19 protein-coding genes are annotated in these 24,594 nt (G+C 40.1%); 1 reads left to right on the forward strand and 18 read right to left on the reverse strand.

What is annotated here, in order from left to right:
- Nucleotides 1–612: 612 nt before the first annotated feature.
- The 12 genes from C825_RS16930 to C825_RS16985 all read right to left on the reverse strand — a co-directional run bounded on the left by C825_RS16930 (nt 613) and on the right by C825_RS16985 (nt 13,725).
- The gene (locus C825_RS16930) at nt 613–1,563 is read right to left on the reverse strand and encodes a hypothetical protein (protein ID WP_010803362.1); all 951 of its coding nucleotides are present in this window, start codon (nt 1,561–1,563) and stop codon (nt 613–615) included.
- Nucleotides 1,553–4,831, reverse strand: coding sequence for a hypothetical protein (locus tag C825_RS16935; RefSeq protein ID WP_010803363.1), 3,279 nt, complete (start codon nt 4,829–4,831; stop codon nt 1,553–1,555). Before C825_RS16935 ends, C825_RS16930 begins: the two co-directional genes overlap by 11 nt.
- Nucleotides 4,832–4,833: 2 nt before the next feature.
- Complete coding sequence (locus C825_RS16940) at nt 4,834–5,475, reverse strand: condensin complex protein MksE (protein ID WP_010803364.1); 642 nt, start codon at nt 5,473–5,475, stop codon at nt 4,834–4,836.
- Complete coding sequence (locus tag C825_RS16945) at nt 5,457–6,776, reverse strand: hypothetical protein (protein ID WP_010803365.1); 1,320 nt, start codon at nt 6,774–6,776, stop codon at nt 5,457–5,459. The genes C825_RS16940 and C825_RS16945 overlap by 19 nt, the downstream gene beginning before the upstream one ends.
- Nucleotides 6,777–7,053: 277 nt before the next feature.
- Complete coding sequence (locus C825_RS16950) at nt 7,054–7,932, reverse strand: bacteriophage abortive infection AbiH family protein (RefSeq protein ID WP_010803366.1); 879 nt, start codon at nt 7,930–7,932, stop codon at nt 7,054–7,056.
- Between the two features lie 45 nt (nt 7,933–7,977).
- Nucleotides 7,978–8,766 carry a nucleotidyl transferase AbiEii/AbiGii toxin family protein gene (locus C825_RS16955; RefSeq protein ID WP_010803367.1) on the reverse strand — a complete coding sequence of 263 codons (789 nt, stop codon included), beginning with the start codon at nt 8,764–8,766 and terminating at the stop codon, nt 7,978–7,980.
- The gene (locus tag C825_RS16960) at nt 8,763–9,380 is read right to left on the reverse strand and encodes a type IV toxin-antitoxin system AbiEi family antitoxin domain-containing protein (RefSeq protein ID WP_010803368.1); all 618 of its coding nucleotides are present in this window, start codon (nt 9,378–9,380) and stop codon (nt 8,763–8,765) included. The genes C825_RS16955 and C825_RS16960 overlap by 4 nt, the downstream gene beginning before the upstream one ends.
- A 181-nt stretch (nt 9,381–9,561) precedes the next feature.
- Nucleotides 9,562–10,617, reverse strand: a complete 1,056-nt coding sequence (gene rsgA, locus C825_RS16965; RefSeq protein WP_010803369.1) for a ribosome small subunit-dependent GTPase A — start codon at nt 10,615–10,617, stop codon at nt 9,562–9,564.
- A complete protein-coding gene (locus C825_RS16970) occupies nt 10,614–11,393 on the reverse strand; it encodes a class I SAM-dependent methyltransferase (protein WP_044214478.1) in 780 nt (259 codons plus the stop codon). Before C825_RS16970 ends, rsgA begins: the two co-directional genes overlap by 4 nt.
- 281 nt (nt 11,394–11,674) lie before the next feature.
- A complete protein-coding gene (locus tag C825_RS16975) occupies nt 11,675–12,184 on the reverse strand; it encodes an IbrB-like domain-containing protein (protein ID WP_010803371.1) in 510 nt (169 codons plus the stop codon).
- The gene (locus C825_RS16980) at nt 12,168–13,472 is read right to left on the reverse strand and encodes a DUF3440 domain-containing protein (RefSeq protein ID WP_010803372.1); all 1,305 of its coding nucleotides are present in this window, start codon (nt 13,470–13,472) and stop codon (nt 12,168–12,170) included. The genes C825_RS16975 and C825_RS16980 overlap by 17 nt, the downstream gene beginning before the upstream one ends.
- The gene (locus C825_RS16985) at nt 13,420–13,725 is read right to left on the reverse strand and encodes a hypothetical protein (RefSeq protein ID WP_228100163.1); all 306 of its coding nucleotides are present in this window, start codon (nt 13,723–13,725) and stop codon (nt 13,420–13,422) included. Before C825_RS16985 ends, C825_RS16980 begins: the two co-directional genes overlap by 53 nt.
- A gap of 376 nt (nt 13,726–14,101) precedes the next feature.
- Between C825_RS16985 and C825_RS16990 the strand changes: the two genes are divergently transcribed.
- Nucleotides 14,102–14,566: a TspO/MBR family protein gene (locus C825_RS16990; protein ID WP_010803374.1), complete on the forward strand. Its 465-nt coding sequence runs from the start codon at nt 14,102–14,104 to the stop codon at nt 14,564–14,566.
- Here the strand turns inward: C825_RS16990 and C825_RS16995 are convergent.
- The 6 genes from C825_RS16995 to C825_RS17020 all read right to left on the reverse strand — a co-directional run bounded on the left by C825_RS16995 (nt 14,563) and on the right by C825_RS17020 (nt 24,458).
- Nucleotides 14,563–15,882 carry a sigma-54-dependent transcriptional regulator gene (locus tag C825_RS16995; RefSeq protein WP_010803375.1) on the reverse strand — a complete coding sequence of 440 codons (1,320 nt, stop codon included), beginning with the start codon at nt 15,880–15,882 and terminating at the stop codon, nt 14,563–14,565. The two genes, C825_RS16990 and C825_RS16995, sit on opposite strands and share 4 nt — an antisense overlap.
- A gap of 49 nt (nt 15,883–15,931) precedes the next feature.
- Nucleotides 15,932–17,107 (reverse strand): DUF418 domain-containing protein, encoded by a 1,176-nt coding sequence (locus tag C825_RS17000; protein ID WP_010803376.1) that lies wholly within the window; start codon nt 17,105–17,107, stop codon nt 15,932–15,934.
- A 372-nt stretch (nt 17,108–17,479) separates the two neighbouring features.
- A complete protein-coding gene (locus C825_RS17005; protein ID WP_010803377.1) occupies nt 17,480–19,957 on the reverse strand; it encodes an ATP-binding response regulator in 2,478 nt (825 codons plus the stop codon).
- Nucleotides 19,958–19,987: 30 nt separating this feature from the next.
- Complete coding sequence (locus C825_RS17010; RefSeq protein WP_010803378.1) at nt 19,988–21,709, reverse strand: phosphoethanolamine transferase family protein; 1,722 nt, start codon at nt 21,707–21,709, stop codon at nt 19,988–19,990.
- 152 nt (nt 21,710–21,861) lie between these two features.
- Nucleotides 21,862–24,054, reverse strand: a complete 2,193-nt coding sequence (locus C825_RS17015) for a glycoside hydrolase family 20 protein (RefSeq protein WP_010803379.1) — start codon at nt 24,052–24,054, stop codon at nt 21,862–21,864.
- 62 nt (nt 24,055–24,116) lie between these two features.
- Nucleotides 24,117–24,458: a hypothetical protein gene (locus tag C825_RS17020; RefSeq protein ID WP_007659304.1), complete on the reverse strand. Its 342-nt coding sequence runs from the start codon at nt 24,456–24,458 to the stop codon at nt 24,117–24,119.
- Between the last annotated feature and the right edge of the window lie 136 nt (nt 24,459–24,594).

Consider the following 24,594-nt stretch of genomic DNA (forward strand, 5'->3'; position numbering starts at 1 on the left):
AGTCATCACAATGACTCCAGGCACTTATCACAATGAACCGGACTGATCATTACAATGAAGTTTTTAACATTGCAGAATATAAGGGAATTTTCTTCGGGGGTATACTCTAAAAGTAGGCTAATATACCTTTTACAAAGCTGGAAACTCTTTCTGGATAGGCCGTTTTTATGTGACAGATTGTAGTTGTTTTTGTCTCATCTCTGTCATTTGGCCTGAAATCATCATAATGATTGCATTTTTAACTATCTGAATGTCACCGCTAAAAAGGAAAGCCCCTCAATCCGTCATTATTAAACTCCGGATTGAGGGGATAAATGTTTTTGAACTGTCCTTTACCTTTATATATAGCAAAGAAAGAGTATATGAATTAACAGAATGTCAATTTGTTATATTCCTATAGTTGAAGCCTAGTGAGTGAATCTAAAATACAAATACCTCCAGACTCTGCTCGTCCAACAAAAACTGTTTGAACCCCAATCAGCTTTGACAAATATTTATTTCTTGAAAAGTTCATATTTGCCAATTTAAGATTTTTGCCCCAAATGACAATTTTCTAAAGTTTCGCAAACTTATTCTTTTCTTCTGATAAGTACCAAACTCTTGTATTGATATTCACAAATCAATATACCCCTTTACCATCGCTACCAAATCATTCGTTTCCTCCTCTACCCATCTATCCGTACTTATCAATTCATTAATCAAATGAATATCTTTGGAAGTAAAACAGGATTGCTCCAAACCAGAAAAGGGAAGCGTTGTTTTCCATTTGCTATTATGTTTTTTCATATTGACCGGATACTTTTTAATTGGTTCTGAAGGATAAAGAAGCTTTATATCACATCCTTTCTCCTGAAATATCTTTTTTAACCGAACATAGATTTCCAAGCCATTATAATCCCAATCACAAGAATAGAATAAGAGTTTATCCAATTTCTTTTCATCAATAAAATGAGTTCCTTTTGTATTATTTCCACCTACGTACCATAACTCAATTTTGTATTCACGAGCAATGCGGGGCATTTTCAGAAAATTGAGGTTTTCACAAAGTACTATACAACGCGGTTCACCAACATCTACAACGAATCTCCACTGATGCATTTTTGGATCTTCCAGAGGATAATCTTCTACTCCCAAGATAGAAAGCACCAAATCGTTCAGACTTTGATAAGTATCCAAATGCTTGCTTCCACCATGTTCAAAGAAGTCTTCACTAAATGTATGTCGGGTCGTAAGGGAACTCCGAATTTGCTCTCTGTTATCTGCAATAAACTGTAAAGAACGGATATCATTAACTGTATATGTTTGTCGACCAGTCACATCCGGTTGTACAGACTTCAGAAAACGGTCATATTCCAAATAATCTTCCAAGTAGCGTTTAGCAAAATAAGCATCGTACTTTTCACTTTTAATCAAATAATTATGATTACCTGGCTGATATTGCACCAACTTTCTACTTATCAAGTTCCGGAACTTGTTATCACCTTTTTTTGTCGCTGATATTTTGTTCCCCTCGTAAAGAGAATACATTGCAGTGAGTGTTCGCCAAGTCAATTCAGCTTCCATAGTCATTTACATTTATAAAATTTGCCAATTCCGGATCAATATCATTTCGGCTACGTATCTCTATCGGAGCATAATTTACTTCTTCTTCTACATCTGGATTACGGTTAAGGATATATACATGCTGTTCGTTATATTTCCCCAATGGATTAATTGAAAAAGTAAGTATTTGATAATCATACTCTTTGGCAATATCACTCAACAGGTCAAAATTACTACCTAATCCTTCTGCCTCATCAATGGGCATAAATCGTAATCCATCTTCTTGTGCATTATTTTTGTTACCGACAATAGAGAGACGGGCTATACACAACAGAGCAATGGCAGCATACGTCTGCCCAGTACTTCCTTTATTATTTCGTCCGGCACGATTTTTCATATCAAGGCTCAGTTCTATATATGAATTAGGATTCAGTAAGTCTTCTAACGTTATGTCATTGGAATTATTATTGGTTATTTCACAAAAAGCTTTCATAATTTTCTCACGAATAGATACTTGCGTATTTAATTCGTTCAAAATGGAGACATCGAACATATCTGTCATATTATCTAAAGTTGTCTTATGTTTAAATTGGCTTAACCAGCTAACAGGAAACTGTAAAGAATCCGTTTTTTCGAGTTTCATATTATATGCACCAGATATCTTCTTTTTACTACTCGTAAAGAAACGATTTATACGACGAATCTCATCCCATTGTGCTTCAACTTGTCGTTTCACTTCGGTTAATAAATCCTGGATTTTACCTATTTTTTTACTATTCAGTTCCCTGTTTTTTTCATTAATATCTTCGAGCCTTTTCTTAATTCTACCGACGACTTCCTCTTCAATAATCATATCTTCGGGGAATAAGTCAGGCAACAAATTAGCTATTAATTCCTTAAAATCATGGTTAGTTTCAAATTTATATTGCTCATTTGGTATGAAACCTTTTACCATATTGGTATACTGATCAATGTAGGTGGTGTTCCTTTGGTAATAAAACACTTTTGCTTCTTCTACCGACTCTCTGCTTACTGCTGGAAAACTATCAATAGTAGGTAATTCCGTATAAAGTGATATATATTCAGTTTCAATCATATTCAGGTGGTTCTCTTGATTTTCTATATTCGTCATCAACTGTATTAATTCATCGCATTTATTCAAAGTGTTACTTAAAATGGTCAATTCATCCTTAAAAAACTCAGTTTTATTATCAGCATTTATATAATCATCTTCTTTATAAGCTTGAATAGTTTGTTCCTGCAAAATAGTGTTCCACTCTACTTCATACGGTTTTATTTTCTTTGATATCGAAATTAATAAACTGGTAGCTTTTTGTATAAGATCAGGGAATATTTCAACTATATTTTTAAACTGCATAAATTGGTTGTACAGTAATGTTTGTTCTTCTTTCGCATTTTTTACGGACTGTTCTATTAAGTCTTTTGTTGCTAAGCTCTTAACAGACTGCTCCATTTGTTCGGGAGAGATATTTAAAACCTCTATTTCCTGAAATTTCTTTATTTCGGGCTTATGGAAAAATATATCTACTGAACGAGCAGGTGCATCAAGGGTATTTACTATATCATATAGCTTTTTCCACAGTTCTAATTCTTCTTCAATTGTTTTTTTCTCCTGTTCTATATTAGCCACCTGCGATTGAAAATATTGCAAAATCGTCTCTCGATCATTATTGAGACTTTGCTGTTTTTCTGTTACGTAATTTACAAACTCGTTTATTCCACCGAGGCTTATCCAGAATCCTTCTGCATCAGGTTCTATATTTGTATTTTTTAGTAATTCTTCCGGGGAGCAAACATAACGGTCAAGCGGTTTAGGATGATTAGGTTTATTCATCCCATACTTCTGAAAATGATAAATTAGGCTTTCTTCTTCTTTTGTAAAATTACGTTGCAACGATAAAGCCCAACGTATAAGTGAATTAGGATTATTTATATCGTGGAACTGCTCTACCATGTGCAATTGTAATAAACGGTTACGTAATTCATCTGTTTTTTGGAGGTAAAAACTATTTCCTGCAGCTAATCCGCCTTTCCAGCCTGAATTTATAAAAAGATCAATCACACGTGAGCCAACTAATTTGTCCTTCAATTCTTTATAGTAAATGTATTCCTTTTTTTGAGTTCTGTATTGTTCATAACAGACAGCTAAGTCTCCAGGAAGAATGTTTAACTGTTCAATCATTTTGTTAGCATTATCCAGCAAACTTTTCTTTTGTCGCCATTCATTATAAATATCACTTATTTCTTCATAAGCTGACTCTTTCTTATCGCGACTTCTTTGGGCCTCTTCTAACTCGGACCGGACCAATACTTGTAATCCTGATAGATCTTCCTGGGCTTGTAAAAATGTATAGACTTCTTTTTTGAGATTTTCTTTATTTGAATTATAGTCTCTTAGCAAAAACACATATTGGGAAGTAAGATATTTTTTTTCTGCTTCCTTTTTTTCTATCAACACCTTATATAGATCACTAACTTGAAAGCATTTCTGTGTCAACAAAACAATTTCATCGTTATTTTTTCCATAGTCCACCGCATTTTTTTCTATTTCTTCTACAATTGACTTGTATTTATTCATGAAGTCTTTTCCTTTTTCCTGCCCGAATAAAAAATCCAACAAGCTGGAACTTCTTGTAGTATCAAGTTCTTTCCCCCTCGAAAATGACTGAATTATCTTCGCATAATCTTTTAGTACTTTATCTTTATCGGTAAGGTCAAGTGGTAGTATTTTATTTTTATAGAGTACTTTATGAAAAAAAGAAATCCGTTGCCAATCCTTAAAAATTAAGTTTTTTTCCTCCATGTATTCAATAATATCCTCTAATGGAATAATACATTCGTCATCCTGAAAATCGGCAGCATAAAGGGGTTTCGTCATAGGGGAAAACTCACCTTGTTCAATAGCAAGCCCAGCCTGTACAACAAAAGGGCGTGTGGCTTTGGAAGTACTTTCAAGATAAGCTCCTGCTGTAATAAATTTTCCATCGGCAACTTCTATATTTACAAATGCATATCCATAATCCAATGATTTACCAGGTGATCGCAAAACGAGGCCATCAGGTTCCCGTTTACCCTGAACCGGAATGGTTGCAGAACGGAAAGCAGAAGCCCCTACAAATATAAGTTGCAGTAAATCGGTTATGATACTTTTACCAGAACCGCTGTCACCAATAAAATCGGTTCGAGCGGGATGAAAAATGTAATCATTTTCCTGATGGTGTATGATACCTACAGTAGACAAACTGTAAATACGAGGATATTTTTTCATATTTATTCTTCTTTAAGCCATTTGTCAATATAATTAATATAATCAGCAAATTCCCGTGTTATACGCTGAAATGCAGGGAGAATGGTAAAATCGTCTTCTTTCAAATCAATCCATCTTAGCTTATAGAAATTCCTGAATGCACGTTGTACTTCTTGATCAATACGAGCATCATTTGATTCAGTAAAACGTTCTTTGGAGCCTTTTGTCTTGACAAGTAGACGTTGCACATGCTTCTTGAGATCAGGCATATCTACGCGAATTAGAGCAACAAACTTTTTTACGGAAGTTAATTCTATATTGTGATCGATATAATAAGCTTTGTACAGCAGCAAGGCTATAAGAATATGTTCTTTGGGTAAAGACGACCGCTCAACGGAATAATTACTTCTTGATACAGGGTGATAGAGCGGGAAATAATAAAATTCGTTTCCACTACCGGCTGGAACAATAGTTATGTTCTCGTGTCGTTTGAAATAGACTGTCAGATTATCTACATATTTATTTAGATAAAGAAAAAGTGCCTTATCTCCTTCAAATTGTATATGAGCACCTCTTTTCAGAGCATCTACCAACTGTGAAAACAGTACTGCACCGTCTTCACATTCGAGGAAGTCATATTTTTGAGTTATTTGCGTTTCATCCATATATCAGATATTGTATGTTTTGAACTGGGATTATCTATTTTTTTACTTGTATCAATCTGTATTTCCCAATATGGATCTCCCTTATATTTTTTAATACTTTGGTCAATCACCTGTATAGCGAGCTGCAAATCGTTATCATGTTTTTCCAGAATGTAGAAAAATATTTCAGAAAGATGTATGATATCGGTTTCCAAAGATTTCCGACGAATAAACTCTAGCCACCATTGGATATGAATCTGGCGCATCATTTGCACATGACCTTTCCGATATGCTTCTTGTTCTTTTTGCGGGTCTTTTTTGTATTCGGAACGCTGTTTACGTTCTGGCGGGAAAAGATTTTCTGGCCTATCTACAGAGGTAAAAACGGGAAATGAATCTGCCAATTGAATTTTTCCGTCATAGGGAAAAGGAAACTGTATCTGTTTATCTGTTACATGGCTTTTTTCCAGCAAGAAATACAAAAATTTCTCGACTTTGGTATTAAATATATCTCGGTTGAGAGAGGCAAAAAACTGTTTTATTTTAGGCTGTATTTTATCAATACGTGAATCTACCATTGCTAAACGGAGATGAATACCTTCAAAATAAGAAACGGCCTCGCTAATGAGATCATCTACTTCTTCACTCCCATCACGTACCGGATGTGAAATAAGAATATCATTCATCCGGTCAGTTTCCCGGAAAGCAGCTCTTAATTCCCTGTTTTGCTGACGTATGGTATCAATTTGCTTTTCTATTTCCTGTAAAGCTACGAGCAAAGTTTCTTTACGCCTTTTAGCTTTTTCACTTAAAGCTGTTACGGAACGGTCAATCTGTTGATTAAGATAGTCAACTTGTTCCAATAAAAGAGTTCGAGATTTAAACAGATCTATTGTAAGCCAGTTTCTTATTTGTTCTTCTGTGACAGCAATTTCAAGCTTTTTATATAGTTCCGCACAGGTTATTTCAATAAAAGTAGGATTAAAACGCTGAGATATCAGACGGTGTATCTTATCGCATATCTGAAAACCAAAATCAGTAAACATATAGGTTTGGTTTTCATCATTGTATATAAGATAAAATTCCTGTAGCTCTAGGATATATGCTGTATAAGTTACCCATTGTAACCGTATAGGTTCACGTTCGATATAACTTACTGCTTCAAAAGCACGATGTATATCTTTCTCCTTAAAAACTCCATGCTCAAATTCTCCATTCTTCACCCGTTCATACAACCATATTACAGCTAATCCCTTCTTTTTCTCTGGAAAAAGATGTTCATAGGTCTTTTCTATTTTTAATTGCTCAAATAGAGATTGCATTGTAGTAAAGATTTAAAAATTAATACCAGTATCACAAATCTACTAAAAAAATATTGAAAGAATGAGATAGAAAGAGGAAAATAACAGTTTTCGTTTCAACTAAGTCATTCTGTACAGTTTTTATATCTGAAAACCTACAGAAAGAATGGATGGATACAACATACTCTAAGGAATTGCATTTTCTTGGCAGAAGAACATGGATAGCCTAATAGTACCTTTCTAAATACATGAAGCATTAGTGTCGCTTGTTGATTTGATAGTAAGAACCTCGTTTAGCTTAAAACAGTACACCCTGTTTCGGCCGACTGGGATAAATATTAAATGAATGAATCAATCGAAAATCTATACCACACCGTTTTAGAGCATTTACATGATTTTCAGCATCAACTTCATTGTAATAGGAAACTTTCCATAAGCACTTCTTACTTACATAAGTAGCAATGGTTTCGAAATAAGGAATATCGACAAAAGATAACGAATGTCCGATTATGATAACCTCAGTTACAGAAGCTAGTTTCTCCCAAAAACTTTGATTGTCTTTTACAATTTTTTCAACAGGTTTCCTGCTATACTTTAGAAATGATCGTACTACAAGCCTTCCCTGTCCCTCTTGATTATCGTCCACATCGTAATCCATATTTGAATTATCCATATCATGCCCCACAATAAGATCACAAGCTTCCTTCTGAGCGTTTCCATGTATATAATTGATATGATTAGGATCGATATGAAAGTGTCTTTCAAGCGTATTGGTGTAATTGAAAGAAATGAATAGTGAATCGGGATAGATACCTGGATATTTTCTTGAAAGTGGAAGAAGATTCAAATTCCTTACCCAATCAATCATATAGTTTTTTAACTGGCAAAATACACCAATTGTATAATACTCAAAGATTGGATCATAGCTTTCAAGCGCATCTTCGTCCCATCCATCACCACCTAAAGAACGCAATATATCACGAATTAATTGAAATTCATCCAGCTCGCTCAGATTTTCTTCAAAAGCATGCCAGAATGCTCCGGTATAATCAAAATATTTTTCAATTATCCCAAATACAAATGGGTCTTTTTCTTTTACAAAATCTCGAAAATCGTAATACGTAGAAGGTAGATGATGATAAAGATCGAAGCCATTTCCTATAATGTATAATTTCATATTAGAATTTAATTACTAAGCAGGTTTTATTCTAGCATCTAATTATTATTCTGTTAATGAATCAACAAACTCTCCAAACCTCAAAATTTTTTCACTATTTGCTTTATTGAAAAGCAGGTGTTCAAAATCTTTTTGCTTCTTCTTCAAATCAACTGTTTTCAGTAATTCGGCTGTCACCAGCTTGAATTCCTGCAAATTATGTACTCCGCAACGCTTTGATAAAAAAACGTAATCCGGTTTGGATTGAGCCAATAGAAACATCAGGTCATAAAAATCACGCCCCTTGGCGCGAGCTAACATAGCTGCAATTTTCATGCTACACAATACACCGTCGGAAGGAACGGGAAACGGGAAAAAGAATCCGCAACCTTTGATATTAGTTATAACCGGAGAGTAAACGATTCCTTGATCTTGACTTTCAATCTTTATCAAAAAACGCTCTTCCTTATGTCCGCTCAACCCCAAGTCAAATAACAATTCAGGAAAATGGATATTCCGTCTGAATGCTGTCAATTTTGGATTTTCCTTATCCTTCGCTTCTACTTGCAATCCTGAACGCTTCAAAAACTGGATAACTCCGTTTGTCATTTCTATAAATTCGTCTTTCGATAGGTCTTTACAGTCGAAATCCAAATCTTCGGAGAAACGGTCTATCCCTTTTACCAAACGCAGATTTGTTCCACCGATAAAAGCCATCTTTTGGATGTTTGGAGTAGAAGAAAGGTAATCCAGAATCATCAACTGTAAATACTCTTTCAGTATGTGTTTATCGAAGCTCGAATAGTCACGAATTTGAGTTGGAAAATAATTCCTTATCTGTTCAATCTGTATCATAAATCGTAAGTTTTAAAAAGTAACTTTACCCGATAGTCTAATGCCTTGCTTTGAAATTTAGCACAGTAATCCATCAGTAAATCCTTATTCAAATCATCCTCCAAATAATTTTCATCCAAGCGTAATTCTTCCAATTCCTGCCCACTATCGTAGAATGGATAAAGATATAGTAAATCGAGCAATGCTTTTTCGGGTGTGGCAAACTGTATGATACGGTTGTTTGCCATAGGCTTTAAGTCGTACCCAAATAGCAAATTTTCCTTAACATTCTTATAAGAGTATTCACCGAAGTCATTGGCGAAAGATGCCGTTTTGAGCGATGTAACACTGGTAATCTGTACCACTGCTTCCGGTATCATCCCGTAAAACGATAATGCAGTATGCAGGCTGATATAGGACGGACGGTAAATCCGATTGGCAAAATAAAGAGAATAATCCGGCTTGCCCTTATATTCTGAAAAAGCAAAATACCCTTGTCGCAATCGGACAAGATACCCTTTCTTAACCCAGCGGGTAAGATTATTCCGGTCGAAATCCGGTTGCCATGCATATACCTGATAGATATTGAAGCACACCAAATCAAATAGCTGATTCTTAAATTCCAGAAAGGTCATTTTCTGTTTTTATTTCTATTATGCTGCAAATATAGTGCATTTCAGAAACAAAACAAAAAAAGCATATACTTATTGTTTGGCTAACAGAATAAAATTTACCCTATTTTAATATTGGTATGTCTTAAAGAAATAATATAATACAGTGCAGGAATCCGAAGACCCCTGCACCATAAATATAAAATCAGGAATCAGCCTTGCGCCTCTTCACTTCTTCCACGAGCTTTGTAAAAGATTTTTCCTTTTTACGTTTTTCATGCTCGGAAGCGGAGAAATGCCAAGCTTCACGCTTTAGTTTCAGATAGCTTTCATACACTTTAATGTCCAGCGAACCTTCTGCGACAGCTTCCAGAACAGCACAACCGGGTTCGTTGGTATGTGTGCAATCCTTGAAACGGCACGATTCTGCATAGTTGGAGATTTCCAGCATTTCGGCTAATGAATCGGGATTATCTACAGTCAATCCAAACTCACGGATACCCGGAGTGTCGATTAAAACACCTGAACCGTCCATCAAGACCATTTCCCGCCGGGTGGAAGTATGCCGCCCTTTTCCGGTGGACTGGCTTATATCCGACGTCAGCAGCACCGACCTTTCACAAAGTGCATTAACAAGAGAACTCTTCCCTACCCCCGAAGAACCGACAAAAACAACCGTTTCGCCTTCCGATATGGAATCCCGTAACCGGGAGACCGTTTCAGGGTGATGGATACTTGTGAAGAACACCGGCATCCTACGGGTAAGGTGCCTGATTGCTTCCTCTGTATCCTGTTTATCAAAAGGCAAATCTGCCTTATTGAGTATCAATACGGGATGGATATTTTCTTCCAATATCTGAACCATGAAACGTTCTACCCTGCGCATATTGAAATTATCATCGAGGCTCTGCACGATAAACGCCTTGTCAACATATGAAGCAATTGCCTGTTTTCCGGCTACCGTTCCATTTTTCTTGCGGTATAAAGTCCGTTCACGGGGCAACATACCGACGATAATACCTTTGCTATCGTCGAATGATTGAAACAGTACCCAGTCGCCTGTACAGGGCAGTTCAAAGTCAGATTTCCCATACATCATATTTCCCGTCAACTCGCATTGGTACAGTCCGCTATCGGATACAACCTCATAACAGGTGCGATGCACGATGGCTATCCGTCCGTGAGATAATGTATTATATGCCGATTCTTGTTTTAGTTGGTTCAACCGGTCGTTCCAACCATACATATTTAAACGAATCATAGCGTTACCTTTTTAGCGATATAAAATACATAGCCGTAGAACTCTTTATACTTGCGGTATAACTCCTCTTCGTGATGTGACATCGCGACAAGTTCTTCGGCGGTTTTATTTCCCGGATATTTGGCCAGAAACTTTTCCCGGGCTTTAACCAACGGTGCAAAATAATGCTCTGTCCAGCAAGTTTCAGGTAAAATAAAAGAAGCGACAGGAAGATACCCCGCCTTTTGTATCAGGGCAACCTGATTGGGTATCGTATCTATTTGCGGATAAGCTTCCATCCAGAAATCATGAATCTCTGCCGGACGTTCTTCAGTAAACCAGGCGCTTTCAGAAACGGCGATATATCCTCCTGTTTTCAGATATTTGCGCCATTCGTTCAGTCCGCGTTCAAAGCCTATATTATAAATGGCTCCTTCCGACCAGATCAGGTCTAACTCTCCCTCTCCGAAAGGAAGGTTGTCCATCGAACCGACGATTCCCTTCACTCTATCCTGAAGATTCAACCCACAGGCATTGCTGTTGAACCTGTCGATGAATCCCGGAAAAAAGTCAAGACCGGTAATATGTCCCGGTGCATGCTGGGCCAATACCATTGTCTGACCGCCTGTACCACAACCCAAATCAGCGATAAGAGATTGACCGGTAAGGTTATCTATAAAGCCCAATGCTTTAAGAGTCACTTCTGGACTTCCGGGCCCCTGGCGTTCTGTGTTTAAAAAGTATTCGCAGATTAAATTAAAATCGAATTCGTGAATTGTTTTATTTTCGTTACTCATTTCTTTATGTATATAGTATACCCATGAAAGCATAACAATGCCGTCATCATTGTACACTGATTAAAATTGAATTAATACAATAGGAATTATGCCCGGATAGAATTACCCGAGAATAAACAAAAGGACAACCTGTACAAGGAATACAGATTGTTTACTACACCAAATCCGATTTAAATAGTTTGTTTAACATGCGACAAAGATACATAGTAATTATCAAATATGCAAAAACTCTACTATAAACACCATTCCATCATCCTAAAAGCCTTAAACCCATACAACTATTACTCTTCCGACAAGCTAAACTCCTTATTAGAGAATAATTCCGCCAAACCTGATATTTGTTTCAAACGCAATATTTCATCTCTGTCCATACCGATATTACGTTGTATCCAGGCATCCGACATGCCGCTTTTGGAGAGCTCGGAGACGATATGACTCATTAGTTCAATATTGTGGGTACCACGTGCCCTGTTATGACGGATGGTCGAAGCCATTCTGTTGGAGAGATCTTTTTCGATGACAGTGACGGGAAGCAAGCCGCGTTCACGCTCATAGATGCGTTTTGACGTCTTCATCACCATATAGCGGTGGTAGCCGTCGACCAGTTCATAGATGTCTTCCTCCGGAACATAGTAGCATACACACGGGGAAGTAAATCCGTCTTCCCAGATAGAAACTTCCAGCAATTTCATTTCCGGGGGCGCTACGACATTAGGGTTATAGCTGTTGGCTACCACCTTTTCCACAGGGACAGCCCTTACCTTGTACACAGGACTAGTATATTCCTCCATATAATTCAGAGTTATAAAGTTTTAATATGTCTTCCTTTTGTTTCCTCTCGTGAATATTCAGTGAGAAGCCCATATATTTACAATAGTAGTCATTCTTCAATATGCAGATACAGACACGCTTATAGGTTGGGAGTTCGCGGAATTCCGGAATATCGATATCATCCAGATATTCCATCCGAACCGGTTTCTTTACCGTCTTGTAATTTGTACGGCCTTCAACCCGTATCGGAATTCCTGCCTGCTTTAGTTTTTCGATAGTACCTTCCGCCAGGCAACCACCTTTCTCACGCCAGAATTTTATGCTGACGGAGAGTTTCTGCAAATACCCTTCCCGTGTCTTCTCCGGCAAAGTTCCCAATAGAAATTCCATATAAGACTTCCAGGTCATTCCCTGCGGCAATTTGACCGACTGCCATCCCAGCGCGGAAGTGCCGCCATACAACCCGGCAAAACCGACTCCGTTGACACGCCCGATCATCTTCCCCCACATATCCGGGTCTATCGCTCGATATAGTTTCAGGCTGGCTATGGCCTGGGAGATAAAAGGGCTTGCCACTCTCTGCATTTCCAACGGGACTCCTGCCTGATAAAACAAATCATACAGGTGATTGTAATCCCAACCGAACCTGCCGTTGGCAATCCATATATCTTTTGTTTTCCAATCGAATATAGGATAAGCATTATATATACGTGGTGCCAGCTGGTGAACCCATTTCAGCCGGCGGTAAGTCTGCACTTTATTCTTTATATGGATAGCCCGCCATCTGTTGAAACTTTCCTGTGTCCGTATCCCTATCAGGCAACAGGTGCGTCCGGCATCCTTTTTTTCATGCAACCATTCCGCAAACTTTAACTGAAACTGGTAATCCCACATATTCTCATCATAAAATGGGAAGTCCTCTATACAAAGCGAGTTTTCGGGCATCTTATTCACCCATAAATCCTGCAACTCCCTGTCCCACGGACGCCAGTAATTCTGGAACATCGAAGTACATGTAGGAACCTTAAAAGGGACGCACACCCGGTAGACCTCCAAGATATCGGAATTGGAAGACAATACGCGGTCTACATAGGAAGTAGTTTCCCGGTACTGCACCTCATAGTCCATGTGAAAGACTCCCAGTTTCCGTTTCAAGCGGTGTTCGCGTATATAGTCAATACATAAATTCAGCAAAACACCACTGTCCTTACCTCCGGAAAAAGAGACGTATACGTTATCGAAGTCAGAAAATATCTTATCCAACCGAACTTGTACTGCTTCGTACACATTGAGCTTCTCTCTCATCATCACATCTATACTCCATTTTATTATATAGTTTCCATTCTTGAGTTACGAAAAAATGAGCTGAAGCAAAGAGCTCTTTATGCCGGGTATGGGCAACGGCCCGGACAACCGAAATATTTTTGAAATGTACCAAAACAGCATTGATCAGGGATGCCAATACCGTGTTGTCCTCCCCTTTCACATAATAGTTATTAATAACGACACAGGTACTTTTGATTTCAACGGGTATAAACCCTATCACCATGTCTCTTTCCATAGCGACAAACCATAAATAATGTTTTGATGTTTTGAAAGGATAATTATTATTCTGCCGCAAAACACTGCAACTCATAACTAGTGGAGCAACTAATTCATATAGCCTCGGGCGATTCCGGATAACACTTCTATATTCATATTCCAAAGAGACTAAGATTATACAAATCCTTCGAAACACAAAAATAAACAAAATACTACACCAAAGAGTATTAACAGCGAATATTTTAACTTAAAATAAAGAGTTCACCCTTTAATTTTCAGGAGCAGCAGAAAACACAATACAATATCCCGCCCATATCACACATCACAAAAACTTTCTACTTTCAGACAACAAGAGCGAAGTTCCTATTGTTATTCAATAAGAAAAACGAAAAATCATGAGAAAAGCATTGAATATTATTATCCCTATCTTGGTTTGTTTCCTTGTAGGGCTTTCCGCCAGCTACTTTCAAGCTGACGCAATAAAGAACTGGTATCCAACCCTTATCAAACCGGCGGTTACTCCGCCCAATATTGTTTTCCCGATTGCGTGGAGTATTATTTATGTATGCATGGGGTTATCCATCGGACTACTTATCAACTCGACCATAGAACGAAGAAGGTTCTTCATCAAAGCATTTATCTTTCAGCTATTTTTCAATTTCACCTGGAGCATCAGTTTCTTTTATATCCAGAACCCGCTTATCGGATTTATCAACATCCTGTTGCTCGACATCTTCGTTATCAACTATACATTGAAGAGTTATCAAGTAAACAAAGCTAGTTCAATACTTTTCATACCATACGTAATATGGTTGTTGTTTGCAACCTATTTGAATGGGTATATATTAATGTATAACTAATCCAAATTATAAAGCTTCAGTTTATTATAAAGCGTTTTCCGGTCGATTCCCAATAGTTGGGCGGCACGCGTCTTGTTGTTATTGGATTCCTGGAGAGCACGTTTGATGAGTTCGCATTCATGGGTTTCGTCTTTCAAGAGGATGCGAGTCTCTTTTTCCGGGGCTTCCGTCAGTTCTTCGGGGAGTTCACGACGGGTGATATACCGGCCGGTGGCCAGAAGGGTGGCATATTTGATGACATTCTTCATCTGACGCAGGTTACCCGGCCATGAATAAGACTGGAAAAGACGGATCGTCTCGTTATCAAAACCGATAATATCTTTCTGGAGCTCGGCATTCGCCTGATCGAGGAAATTATTGGCGAAAAGCAACAAGTCTTCCTTCCGCTCTTTCAAATCCGGGATACGAACCGTAAATTCATTGATACGGTGATAAAGATCTTCACGGAAATCACCTTTATCGATGGCAGTCCGCAGATTCTCGTTTGTGGCAGAGATCAACCGGACATTGATAGCGATCTCTTCATTTGTACCGATCGGCTTCACTTTACGTTCCTGCAAAGCACGAAGAAGTTGTACCTGTACTTCGTAGGTCAGGTTACCGATCTCATCCAGAAAAATCGTTCCTCCGTGAGCAGCCACAAAAGCACCGGTCTTATTGTCTATCGCCCCAGTAAACGAACCTTTCACATGGCCGAAAAACTCGGATGCCGCCAGATCTTTGGGGATCGCCCCGCAGTCGACTGCAATAAACGGAGCCTTACTGCGGTTACTCTGCTCATGGATACGGCGGGCTATATATTCCTTCCCCGTCCCGCTCGCCCCGGTGATCAGTACCGACATATCCGTCGGGGCAACCAAGCGGACGTGGTCGAACAACTGACGGGCGGCAGGACTCTGTCCTTCAATATAAGTATTCCCTTCCGGCGATTTCTTTGCCGACGTATGTCCTACCGCAGGCGTTTTCACCACCTCACGGATCTTACTCAGCAACTCTTCCGGATTCAGGGGTTTGGCAATATAATCGGATGCTCCCAGCTTGATGGCCTGCACGGCGGTCTGTATCTCCGCATAACTAGTCATCATGATCAAAGGCAAAGAGGCATATTTTTCCTTCACCCACTTCAACAAGTCGATCCCGTCACCGTCCGGTAAACGTAAATCCGACAAGATCAGGTCGTAGCTGACACTCTCAATCTGGCGTTTTGCATCCGAAACCGAGCTAAGTGCTTTTACCTCAAAACCTTTCTTTCCTAACCAGGTTGTGAGCATTAAAGAAAAAGTTATATCATCTTCAACAATAAGAACTGATAGCATACTTAATTATATTAAATCCTTACGCAAAGATATATATTTTAGGAATAAATCAGGAACAAATCCAGGTTGCTTTGCGCCAGGCCCCTTCGAACGGTCCCTGTTTATGATTCTTTAACCACCAATGGCAGAAGCCCAGCTGAAGGATAAACAGCACGATACCCACCCCGAAACTGGCGGCAACTCCTAATTCGCTATACAGCGACAAACCATAACCGAAATAGATAAATGAACCTATAATAGACTGGCTCAGATAGTTAGTCAGACTCATTTTTCCATAGGGTACCAGTCCATGCAACACTTTGTGTCCCGAAACCTGTTGCCAAAGAAAAACAAAGACAGCCACCAGTACACACATGAATGCGAAATTACGGAAAGAGGAGAAAATCGTATTGAGCGGAGATAACATACTCTTATTTGTAAACAGATCGGGCAAAGCCTCCGTAAAATAATACAGAGGAATAAAGCAAACAGCACTGATCAGGAGCGTACGAAGCCAGAACTTCCGGTGACCAGACAGATCGACAAAGAATTGCCGGCGTCCTATCAACATACCGATCAGGAATAGGGAAGCGGTCTGGAAGAAACGGCCATGTCCCCAACCCCATAACAGGCTGAAAAGCTGTCCGTCCCACAGGTTCGACTTCACCATCGCCCAGAAGTCCGTCTGTCCCAGGAAGGGATACATATTTCTATGATGCACCAGCCATTGTCCCGGAGCAGCCACATAGTCGGGATTGTTCATCGCATAAAGGAACTTTGCCCATTCTATAGGCTGAAGCATCAGGACAATAGCCGTTATCAACACAGCTTTATCGCTCCATTTGCAAACCAGGGGCAGGATGACACCTACTATCGCATACAACACCAGGATATCACCAGGGAAGAATGCACCATTAAAACATCCGATCAGGAACAGCAGGAATAACCGCCACAGGAAACGCAGACGGAAGTCTTTCCCTTTCTTAGCCTGGTTATTATATTGTATGAAGAAACTAAATCCGAACAGCAGGGAAAAGATAGCATACGCTTTCCCACCAAAGAGAAAAAACAACGTATCCCAAACACCTTCGTTCAACGACTTCATAAACTCGGTAGTCGCTTCGGGAAACTCATAGAAATTAAAATGTTCGATATTATGCAAAAACATAATCGCCATAACGGCAAAACCTCTTAGGGCGTCGACAACTTCAATGCGTGCCGACTTGAGTGGCATTTCGTGCTTCATGGTATAACTATTGGTCTTTTTTAATAATGGACGCAAAGTTAACAAACAAACTTACACCAAACAAAAAAAGCATCCCCAACAGATGCCTTTTTTGTTTCGCAGACTTAAATAGAATACTCAGAAATAATCTTTCTTTGTTTTAAACGGTTTAAATGTAGAAACGTCCACTTACGATTCTGTAAATATGAAAGCGAATACCGTGCCAGAATCTGCAAAAGGTCTTCGTATGTATCATAAACTCTTACTACTTAACAGAAAAGAAAGATAAAATGTTTTAGACAACGGAGAGATAAAGACAAAAAACGGGGAAAACAGATACCCAACTGGGGAAAAATTCCACAAAGATATTCCACAGAATTATCCCACAACCGTTTACTTAGAAACGGTCATTGCCTGTTCAATGATTTTTTTCACTTCTGCGATTACTTCCGAAAGCAGCGATTTCCATTCCTCCACAGGTAAAGTGGTGGCATTCTTTTCGATAACTCTCAGTTTCTCCACCAATGAGGTAGCGCCGAGCATGGTAAACAACGGCACCATTTTATGAGATATCTTTGCAGATTGTTCCCGGTCGTCATCCTGCAATGTACCTTCGAGTAAGGCATTGCTTTTGGTTGTCTCTTCCACAAATGTTTTCAGGATGGATACGGAGGCTTCCTTGTCCTCACCGGCAAAGGCTGTCAACGAATCAAAGTTGAAATCAGAGGTAACAAGCAGTTCTGTTGATAAAAGTTTATTTAACAGAGTAATCAACTGCCGGGCCGTAAAAGGCTTATTCAAAAATCCTGTGAAGCCGGATTCCAGATAATGGTCATGCTCGTTCTCCACGCTAGCAGAAAGGGCTATAACCGGAAGATTCTCTGTTCCCGGAATACCGGAATTACGTATGCTTTCCAGTAATTGATAACCATCCATTCCCGGCATCTGTATATCCGTAATGACAGCATCGAAAGAGGTCTTCTGCAACAAAGCAACAACAGAGAAGGGATCAGTACAGCTACTCACCTCCACATGGTTCTGTCGCAAATATTCTTCCGTAAGAGCGAGTTGCAGCGGATCGTCATCGACCAAGAGACAGTATACATCGCGACCAACAAAAGATGGTAACTCCGGTTCAGACACGGCTTCCTCTTCCGCCGCGGGAAGCACCTGCACATCGGCTACTGTAAGCGGCAGTTCTATTGTGAAATCACAACCTTGCCCCACGACACTCTTTAAAGAGAGGTTTCCTCCCATCAAAACCGTCATCTTCCGGGTTATGGATAGGCCCAGCCCAAACCCTTCCGCCTTTTCAGTTGCGGAAAGACGGGTAAATTCACCGAATATACGTTCCTGTTCTTCCGGCGGAATACCCGGACCGGAATCGCTCACCAACACATTCAGCAGTGCACTGTTGTCTGCCAGAGCATTGATAGACACCACCATGACAACCCGTCCTTCACGGGTAAATTTAAGGGCATTCGACAATAAATTCCCCACTATCTGACGAATACGAATCGGATCACCGATATATAACTTTTCCGTTCCTTCTTCTTTCAGATTCAAGACAAAAGTCAGATCTTTCGATTCGGCTATCGGTCTGAAACTGGTAAATATCTCATTGAATAGAGCCGATACACTGAAAGCCACCCGCTGTATCTCCATTTTTCCGGATTCAAGACGGTGAAAATCCAACAAGTCATTGACCAAAGACAAGATATGGCTGGCCGAACCAGACATATTATCCAGGTAATATTGTTGCCTTTCATCCGGATGCCTCCGTAGCAAAAGGTCTATATACCCGATGATCGACGAAAGCGGAGCCCTGATGTCATGACTGATTGTCAGCATCATCTTCTCACGGCTATGCAACAGGTCTTCGGCATATTGTTTCGCCTTTTCCAACTGCATTCTGTAATATTTACTTTTCGAAATATCACGGGTGATCATGAAGATAAAAATAATCACGATAACAACAGAAACAATAGCAATGCCGGCAATCAGCAAGGAAGTCTCACGCAGAATCTTCTGTTTGTTCTGCATACGTTCCAGCGAAGCATTCACTTCCTCCTCCTCGATATCACGCAAAATCTGGTTAATCTTACGGGTAACTATACTATTATTATAACGCAGATTGGCAGCACGTTCCAGCAACTGGTCAGCCAGCAATTTACGCTGCCCTGCAACACTGTCCTGCAAGTTTTTCAACACACTGGCGATGGTATCCGCCGGATTGAATACATTCACCAAAGTGTCTGTCACTATCTGGCGGGTCGTATTGACAATGATGCTCGTGTCTTCACGGCTGGGTGAGAAAGCATCTGCCAAACGACGGAAAAAGCCGCGGGGTTTCTTTTGAGAAAGAATCGTATCCTGCTTGACTACAACATGTTCTTTTATTTCCTTCTGTTCGATAAACGTATCTTGTTCGGCAATCACCTTTTCGATATTAATCGTATAAAGATGCTCCGTATTCGTTTCTTTCCAGGTTTCAAGCAGACGGCGGGTATTCAGTCGTTTCTGCCTCAAAAGCATATCGATCGTATCGATCTTTAGCAACTGAACGGAGTCGGTTATCAGGACACGCAGGGAGTCCATATTGCTGTGAGCCTTATTCAGCGTCCGGTTAAAATGATTCACATTATTCTGTGGCATACCGACCAATTGCCCCAACGCCTCGCTTTCATAAAGCAAAGACAATGTATTGGTTACGAGATAAACTTTCTGACGGGCTTTACTGTCCGGTTCTTCCTCACCGGCAACCTGTTCGATGATTTGATAAATATATACGACAGAACATACTGCTATTGCAACCAACAACAGATAACCTAAAATAACCTTAAGAGTGATGTGTCCACTTTGTTCTGCCATAAAACAAAGGTAGAAGTTTCTATCAAAATATCAATCTTTGTCGTAAACAATTCCCCATTTGTCCAACATCTCGAAGTCGGCATTCTTCAATCCGACTTTCCAGAAAGGAACCGGTTCGTCATGATCTCCGAGGTACATGCGGTCGCGCACCGTAAAAGCCGGATTGGAAACAGCCAGGGTAGAATCGGAAACTGCCGTATGTATTCCTGCCAGGTCCAATACGGTATGGAACACACTATTCGTGCTGACCGGGAGAGCCTGATGAGCCATTGTCGTCTGGTATTTCCCCGGATAAGTAGCCCGGTAAGCATCCGAGAACCAAATAATATAAGGTATATGTAACTGATAATAGGTCGGAATTGGAGACGCATGCAAATAACGGGCACGGGCATCGTCAAAAATATCTTCCCCGTGATCGCTCAGATAAAGCATCGACACGCAAGCGTCCGTTTTTTTCATCATATCCGCAATCTCACCTAGCACATAATCGGTATAATGTATCGAATTATCATAAGAATTACGCAGTTGCTTCTTATAAGAGGCACGGATTCCTTCCGCTTTATCCGGGGTATAAAATGCAAAATCTTTCGGATAACGTTCATGATAGTTAAAATGCGAACCATAAGTATGAATCACAAAAAACAAATTACCATCCGTCTTATCCACTTCTTTCTGCAAATAAGGGAGCAATTCACCGTCATGCAAAGATGTCAGATAAGCAGACTTCGGTTTAAACTGGCTCATATCTATAAATGTATCCGCTTCCCGGTAAAACGAACCGATCATCGACGTGCTCAGATTCTGGTTCGCAATTACAACCGTATGAAAACCGGCTTCCTTAAAAGCAGTCACAATACTTTTCTCATCATAAATCACCCCATAATCTTCGGCACTGGCGGCAGACAGAATGATAGGCACACTCTTATGAGTATTATTGGATTGGGTAACCACATCGGTAAAATGAACCAACCCATCCAGTTTCTCCATCCGGGGAGTCGTTTTACGTTCATAGCCATACAAACTCCATTCCATCGCACGAGACGTCTCTCCCACCACCAATACATAAATTTCACGTTTTCCTTCCGTCTGCACGTTCTTTGTCGCATGGAAGGTAAAATCGGATGATGTAATATGATAATTACTGTTTTTTTCCGCTTTATTGATTGCAAAATAAAGGTTGTAAAGCGCATTTCCCGGATAAAAATCATTTTTCAGTGAAACCATATGGCCTTGTATCGGAGCCAGCATGCAAAGAATGATCCCCAGTATAAACACACCCAGACTTCTTACCGCCCATCTTTTTCGGAAAGAGTTTGTCAGCTTCTTTTTCATCCGGACAGACCAGACAGCCAGCAGCAGAGTTGGCAATGTATAAAAGAAGAAGACACCTATAATGACAAGAAATATATTACCAAGTAATTCGCTGGCTTCAGATGCGGTCGAACTGGTCAGGTTCAGAAACATATCTACCGCAATCACCGATTCGCCAAAAAGATAAAGCAACACAAGCTGTCCCCCGTCCAATATAACTTTCGGTAGCAGGCACCAGACGACAATACCCGGTTTGCGTGCCAACAAAAGCAGACCGACCCAAAAGGCATAAGGCAATATCAAAGATGCAACTCCCACTGTGACAGGTAAGGGCTCCGTAAAGAACAACACACAATTAGGAACGATAAACAACAACGCAAACAAGAACAACAAATGTTCCTGGGAAGTGAACCAATTCCTCAACTTTATAAAATAACTCATCGATATACCGTATATTCCTGAAAAACAACTACTCTTTTATCTTCTTCCGGCTTTCATTTCCGGGCGAACTGCAAAAGTAGTTGTTATTCAGCATATACTTATACAAACCACATACAAAAAAAGTTATTTCACACAATTCCGACCGTCTTTTCCTATTGAACAGTTACTTCATCCAAGAAAAACCAAGCCGGATAACCTACCCCATAATGCCAGGAAGGACAGGTCTTGATTCCTTCAATCTCGACCTTTATATAACGGGTTGTCACGGGAGAAGGGGCTTCACACTTGACTCCCACAAACTTCACCTGTACGGAACGGTCTTCCGCCAAACTCTTTTCACCAAACGGTTGATAGGTTTTATTATCCGACGACGTGGAATAGGTCACTTTCTTCGGAAGCAATATCCAGGCACCCAACTGGTGAAGGAAATCACTTTCTATCGAGCTGACCGGTGTCTCTTTACCCAGATCGAGAATAAACGAACCGTCAATGCCCTCCCATCCGATCCAACTTTCCACAAAAGTAGTTCCACCGAACAGTTCATCGGTCAGGGCGGTTTCTCCCAACGTTTTATATTTACCGGACGGCTCTTGAAGCCAGATCACTTTCGCACCTTTTGCCAAGTTCTTTGCTTTACCAGGCAGATAACGTTCGGTATATAATTTGCAATATTCAGCCGGAGGATTACTTCGTTCGTTCAGGGTCGGTATATTAAATTCGCGCGTACGTTCTTCAAATAGAGCCAGGTCGGCTTTGACTTCTTTCAAATCGTGATTTCCTTCGGCGCGTGCTATTTCAAGTCCGGCATATTGTAACGGCAAACGGGATAGCCGTACACGTTTCAACAGGATGGGATCACCGGCTACTGCCTGTTCCGCCTGATCGAACAACTCATTATAGCGCTTGCGGCAATTCGCATTCAGCATACCGTCTTTATGTGTAACCGGTGAGTCGTATATCCAAAGACGCTGTTTACTAGCAAGCAAACCACCCTCCAACAGCTTCTCATACTGATAAATATAAGGAGAGGCGGCCCCATAATAGCCATCCATGAAAGCACGCATCAGCGAATCGACATTCTGGTAAGGATTCCACATCAACTTACTAACCATATAAGCACGCATCTCCGGGAAATCACCTCCTTTGGAACCTCCTATCTGGGAGAAATGCATGGTTGCATGATGTTCTTTAAACAATTGGATATTCTTTTGCAGGATCGGAAAATTGGGAAATGGGGATACATAATTATCAAAATTGATCCCGTAATCCCACACGAATATATTATTACTGATAGCAGCCCAGCCTTTCATTGCTTTCATGAAATCCTGCCCGGAAGCATTGTCGGTCAAAGGAACTTCACGGTCGCAATCGATATCGCACAGCATGATATTCACATTCGGCAATGGCTTCACATGCTTAGGCGGATGCATCGTATACAGATAAGCCAGCGTGGAAAACTCTTTGTCCGGGAAGCGGGCAGCCAACTTATTCAGAAAATGAATCAGACTGCCGGAAGGGCCTCCCTCCTGTTCATCCAATGCTTTACAGTCCGGACAACCGCAGTTAGTAAAATTACCGTCGTTCTGGCTGACGGAAATCATATTCTTCCCTGGGTTCGCCTTAAATATGGAATCAATCTTCTGCGAGGCCAGTTCAAATACTTCCGGATTAGTCAGACACCATTGGCTGGCTTTTCCGGGACGGCGTTCACCATTGATAAAGGAATAATATTCCGGATGAGACTTTCCATATATATCGGAGGGCATGATACGGTCGAATGTATGTACCCACATGCCACCGGCAAATACTTCCGAAGGCTCTTCGAAGCGGAACCATAATTTATAAACCGGGTCTTCACGCAAAGCGTAACACTGGCTTTGGCGGTAACGGAAAGCCGGATTCTCCGCCCTGTCCAATTCCGGAATAACGACAGTAGAACGTTCTGTTAACGTATAGGCGTTTGCTCCATAATAAGCAACTCCCAGATAATCTTCCAACAAAGTTACTACACCATAGATATTCCCTTTATCACCACCACTGCTGATAAAAACAATGCCATTCTCTGTCTTCAGACGAAAACCATCTTCGGTCAGTCCGGATACATCGTTCCCACCTATGACGATATCTCCTTTCCGGGGCGATTTATCATTCACTACGGGCAGGGAGGCACCGCTTATCCGTTTCACAAAATCCTGTAATAAAAGGGCCGCCTGATTATCCACCGCTTCTCCCTTTTCCACCAGGATACGGGAAACAGGCTTGCTGTCCTTCACCACAGTAATCTGTGCATTCAAACAATTCATTCCCAATAACAGGAATAAGGCACATAGATTTAGGTTTCTCATATATTTCAAGTTTAGAATTATCGTGTAAGTATAAGTATCGACAAACGAACTATTCCCGTTTATTATAAATTCCGGATAATCGCAATAAATTCCTCATTCGTTATATCCAGTTCCGGTTCTTTATAATTGACAAAATCTTCAAAATAATCACTGGCGATATCCGCCACAATCTCTTTTCCGTCCAAACCATAAGAAGAAACCAGTTCTTCCACTTTATTTTTCACTTGCCGAATCACCTGCAAACGGTCTTCGTAGCGTTCCGGCTTTTCCTGGTCCGTCACATGCTCATTGCGAATTATCAGATATACCACCGTGTAAAATTTATCTACACTTCCGAACACGGGGATAAACAATGCTTTCTTATCTTCCGGCAGAGCAGCCAGATATTCCTGTATTTTTGTCATAAGATTTCGTTTTAATTGATAGAATCTATGACAAAGATAAAAAATATTATCACAAGCCGACCCCATTGTATCATGGAAACTGTTAACTTTACAGCATTAGAATAAAGATGTCTTATAAAACAAGATTTAAAACTCA

The organism is Parabacteroides sp. ASF519 (assembly GCF_000364265.2).
Classification (GTDB): Bacteria; Bacteroidota; Bacteroidia; order Bacteroidales; family Tannerellaceae; genus Parabacteroides; species Parabacteroides goldsteinii.

Excerpts from the sequence above, each read along its gene's own strand:
- C825_RS16970 (WP_044214478.1), bottom strand. The coding sequence starts at position 11,393 with ATGAGTAACGAAAATAAAACAATTCACGAATTCGATTTTAATTTAATC.
- C825_RS16950 (WP_010803366.1), bottom strand. The coding sequence starts at position 7,932 with ATGAAATTATACATTATAGGAAATGGCTTCGATCTTTATCATCATCTA.
- C825_RS16975 (WP_010803371.1), bottom strand. The coding sequence starts at position 12,184 with ATGGAGGAATATACTAGTCCTGTGTACAAGGTAAGGGCTGTCCCTGTG.
- C825_RS16990 (WP_010803374.1), top strand. The coding sequence starts at position 14,102 with ATGAGAAAAGCATTGAATATTATTATCCCTATCTTGGTTTGTTTCCTT.
- C825_RS17000 (WP_010803376.1), bottom strand. The coding sequence starts at position 17,107 with ATGAAGCACGAAATGCCACTCAAGTCGGCACGCATTGAAGTTGTCGAC.
- C825_RS17005 (WP_010803377.1), bottom strand. The coding sequence starts at position 19,957 with ATGGCAGAACAAAGTGGACACATCACTCTTAAGGTTATTTTAGGTTAT.
- C825_RS16980 (WP_010803372.1), bottom strand. The coding sequence starts at position 13,472 with ATGATGAGAGAGAAGCTCAATGTGTACGAAGCAGTACAAGTTCGGTTG.
- C825_RS16945 (WP_010803365.1), bottom strand. The coding sequence starts at position 6,776 with ATGCAATCTCTATTTGAGCAATTAAAAATAGAAAAGACCTATGAACAT.
- C825_RS17020 (WP_007659304.1), bottom strand. The coding sequence starts at position 24,458 with ATGACAAAAATACAGGAATATCTGGCTGCTCTGCCGGAAGATAAGAAA.
- C825_RS16955 (WP_010803367.1), bottom strand. The coding sequence starts at position 8,766 with ATGATACAGATTGAACAGATAAGGAATTATTTTCCAACTCAAATTCGT.
- C825_RS16960 (WP_010803368.1), bottom strand. The coding sequence starts at position 9,380 with ATGACCTTTCTGGAATTTAAGAATCAGCTATTTGATTTGGTGTGCTTC.
- C825_RS17010 (WP_010803378.1), bottom strand. The coding sequence starts at position 21,709 with ATGAGTTATTTTATAAAGTTGAGGAATTGGTTCACTTCCCAGGAACAT.
- C825_RS17015 (WP_010803379.1), bottom strand. The coding sequence starts at position 24,054 with ATGAGAAACCTAAATCTATGTGCCTTATTCCTGTTATTGGGAATGAAT.
- C825_RS16940 (WP_010803364.1), bottom strand. The coding sequence starts at position 5,475 with ATGGATGAAACGCAAATAACTCAAAAATATGACTTCCTCGAATGTGAA.
- rsgA (WP_010803369.1), bottom strand. The coding sequence starts at position 10,617 with ATGATTCGTTTAAATATGTATGGTTGGAACGACCGGTTGAACCAACTA.
- C825_RS16930 (WP_010803362.1), bottom strand. The coding sequence starts at position 1,563 with ATGGAAGCTGAATTGACTTGGCGAACACTCACTGCAATGTATTCTCTT.
- C825_RS16935 (WP_010803363.1), bottom strand. The coding sequence starts at position 4,831 with ATGAAAAAATATCCTCGTATTTACAGTTTGTCTACTGTAGGTATCATA.
- C825_RS16995 (WP_010803375.1), bottom strand. The coding sequence starts at position 15,882 with ATGCTATCAGTTCTTATTGTTGAAGATGATATAACTTTTTCTTTAATG.
- C825_RS16985 (WP_228100163.1), bottom strand. The coding sequence starts at position 13,725 with ATGGAAAGAGACATGGTGATAGGGTTTATACCCGTTGAAATCAAAAGT.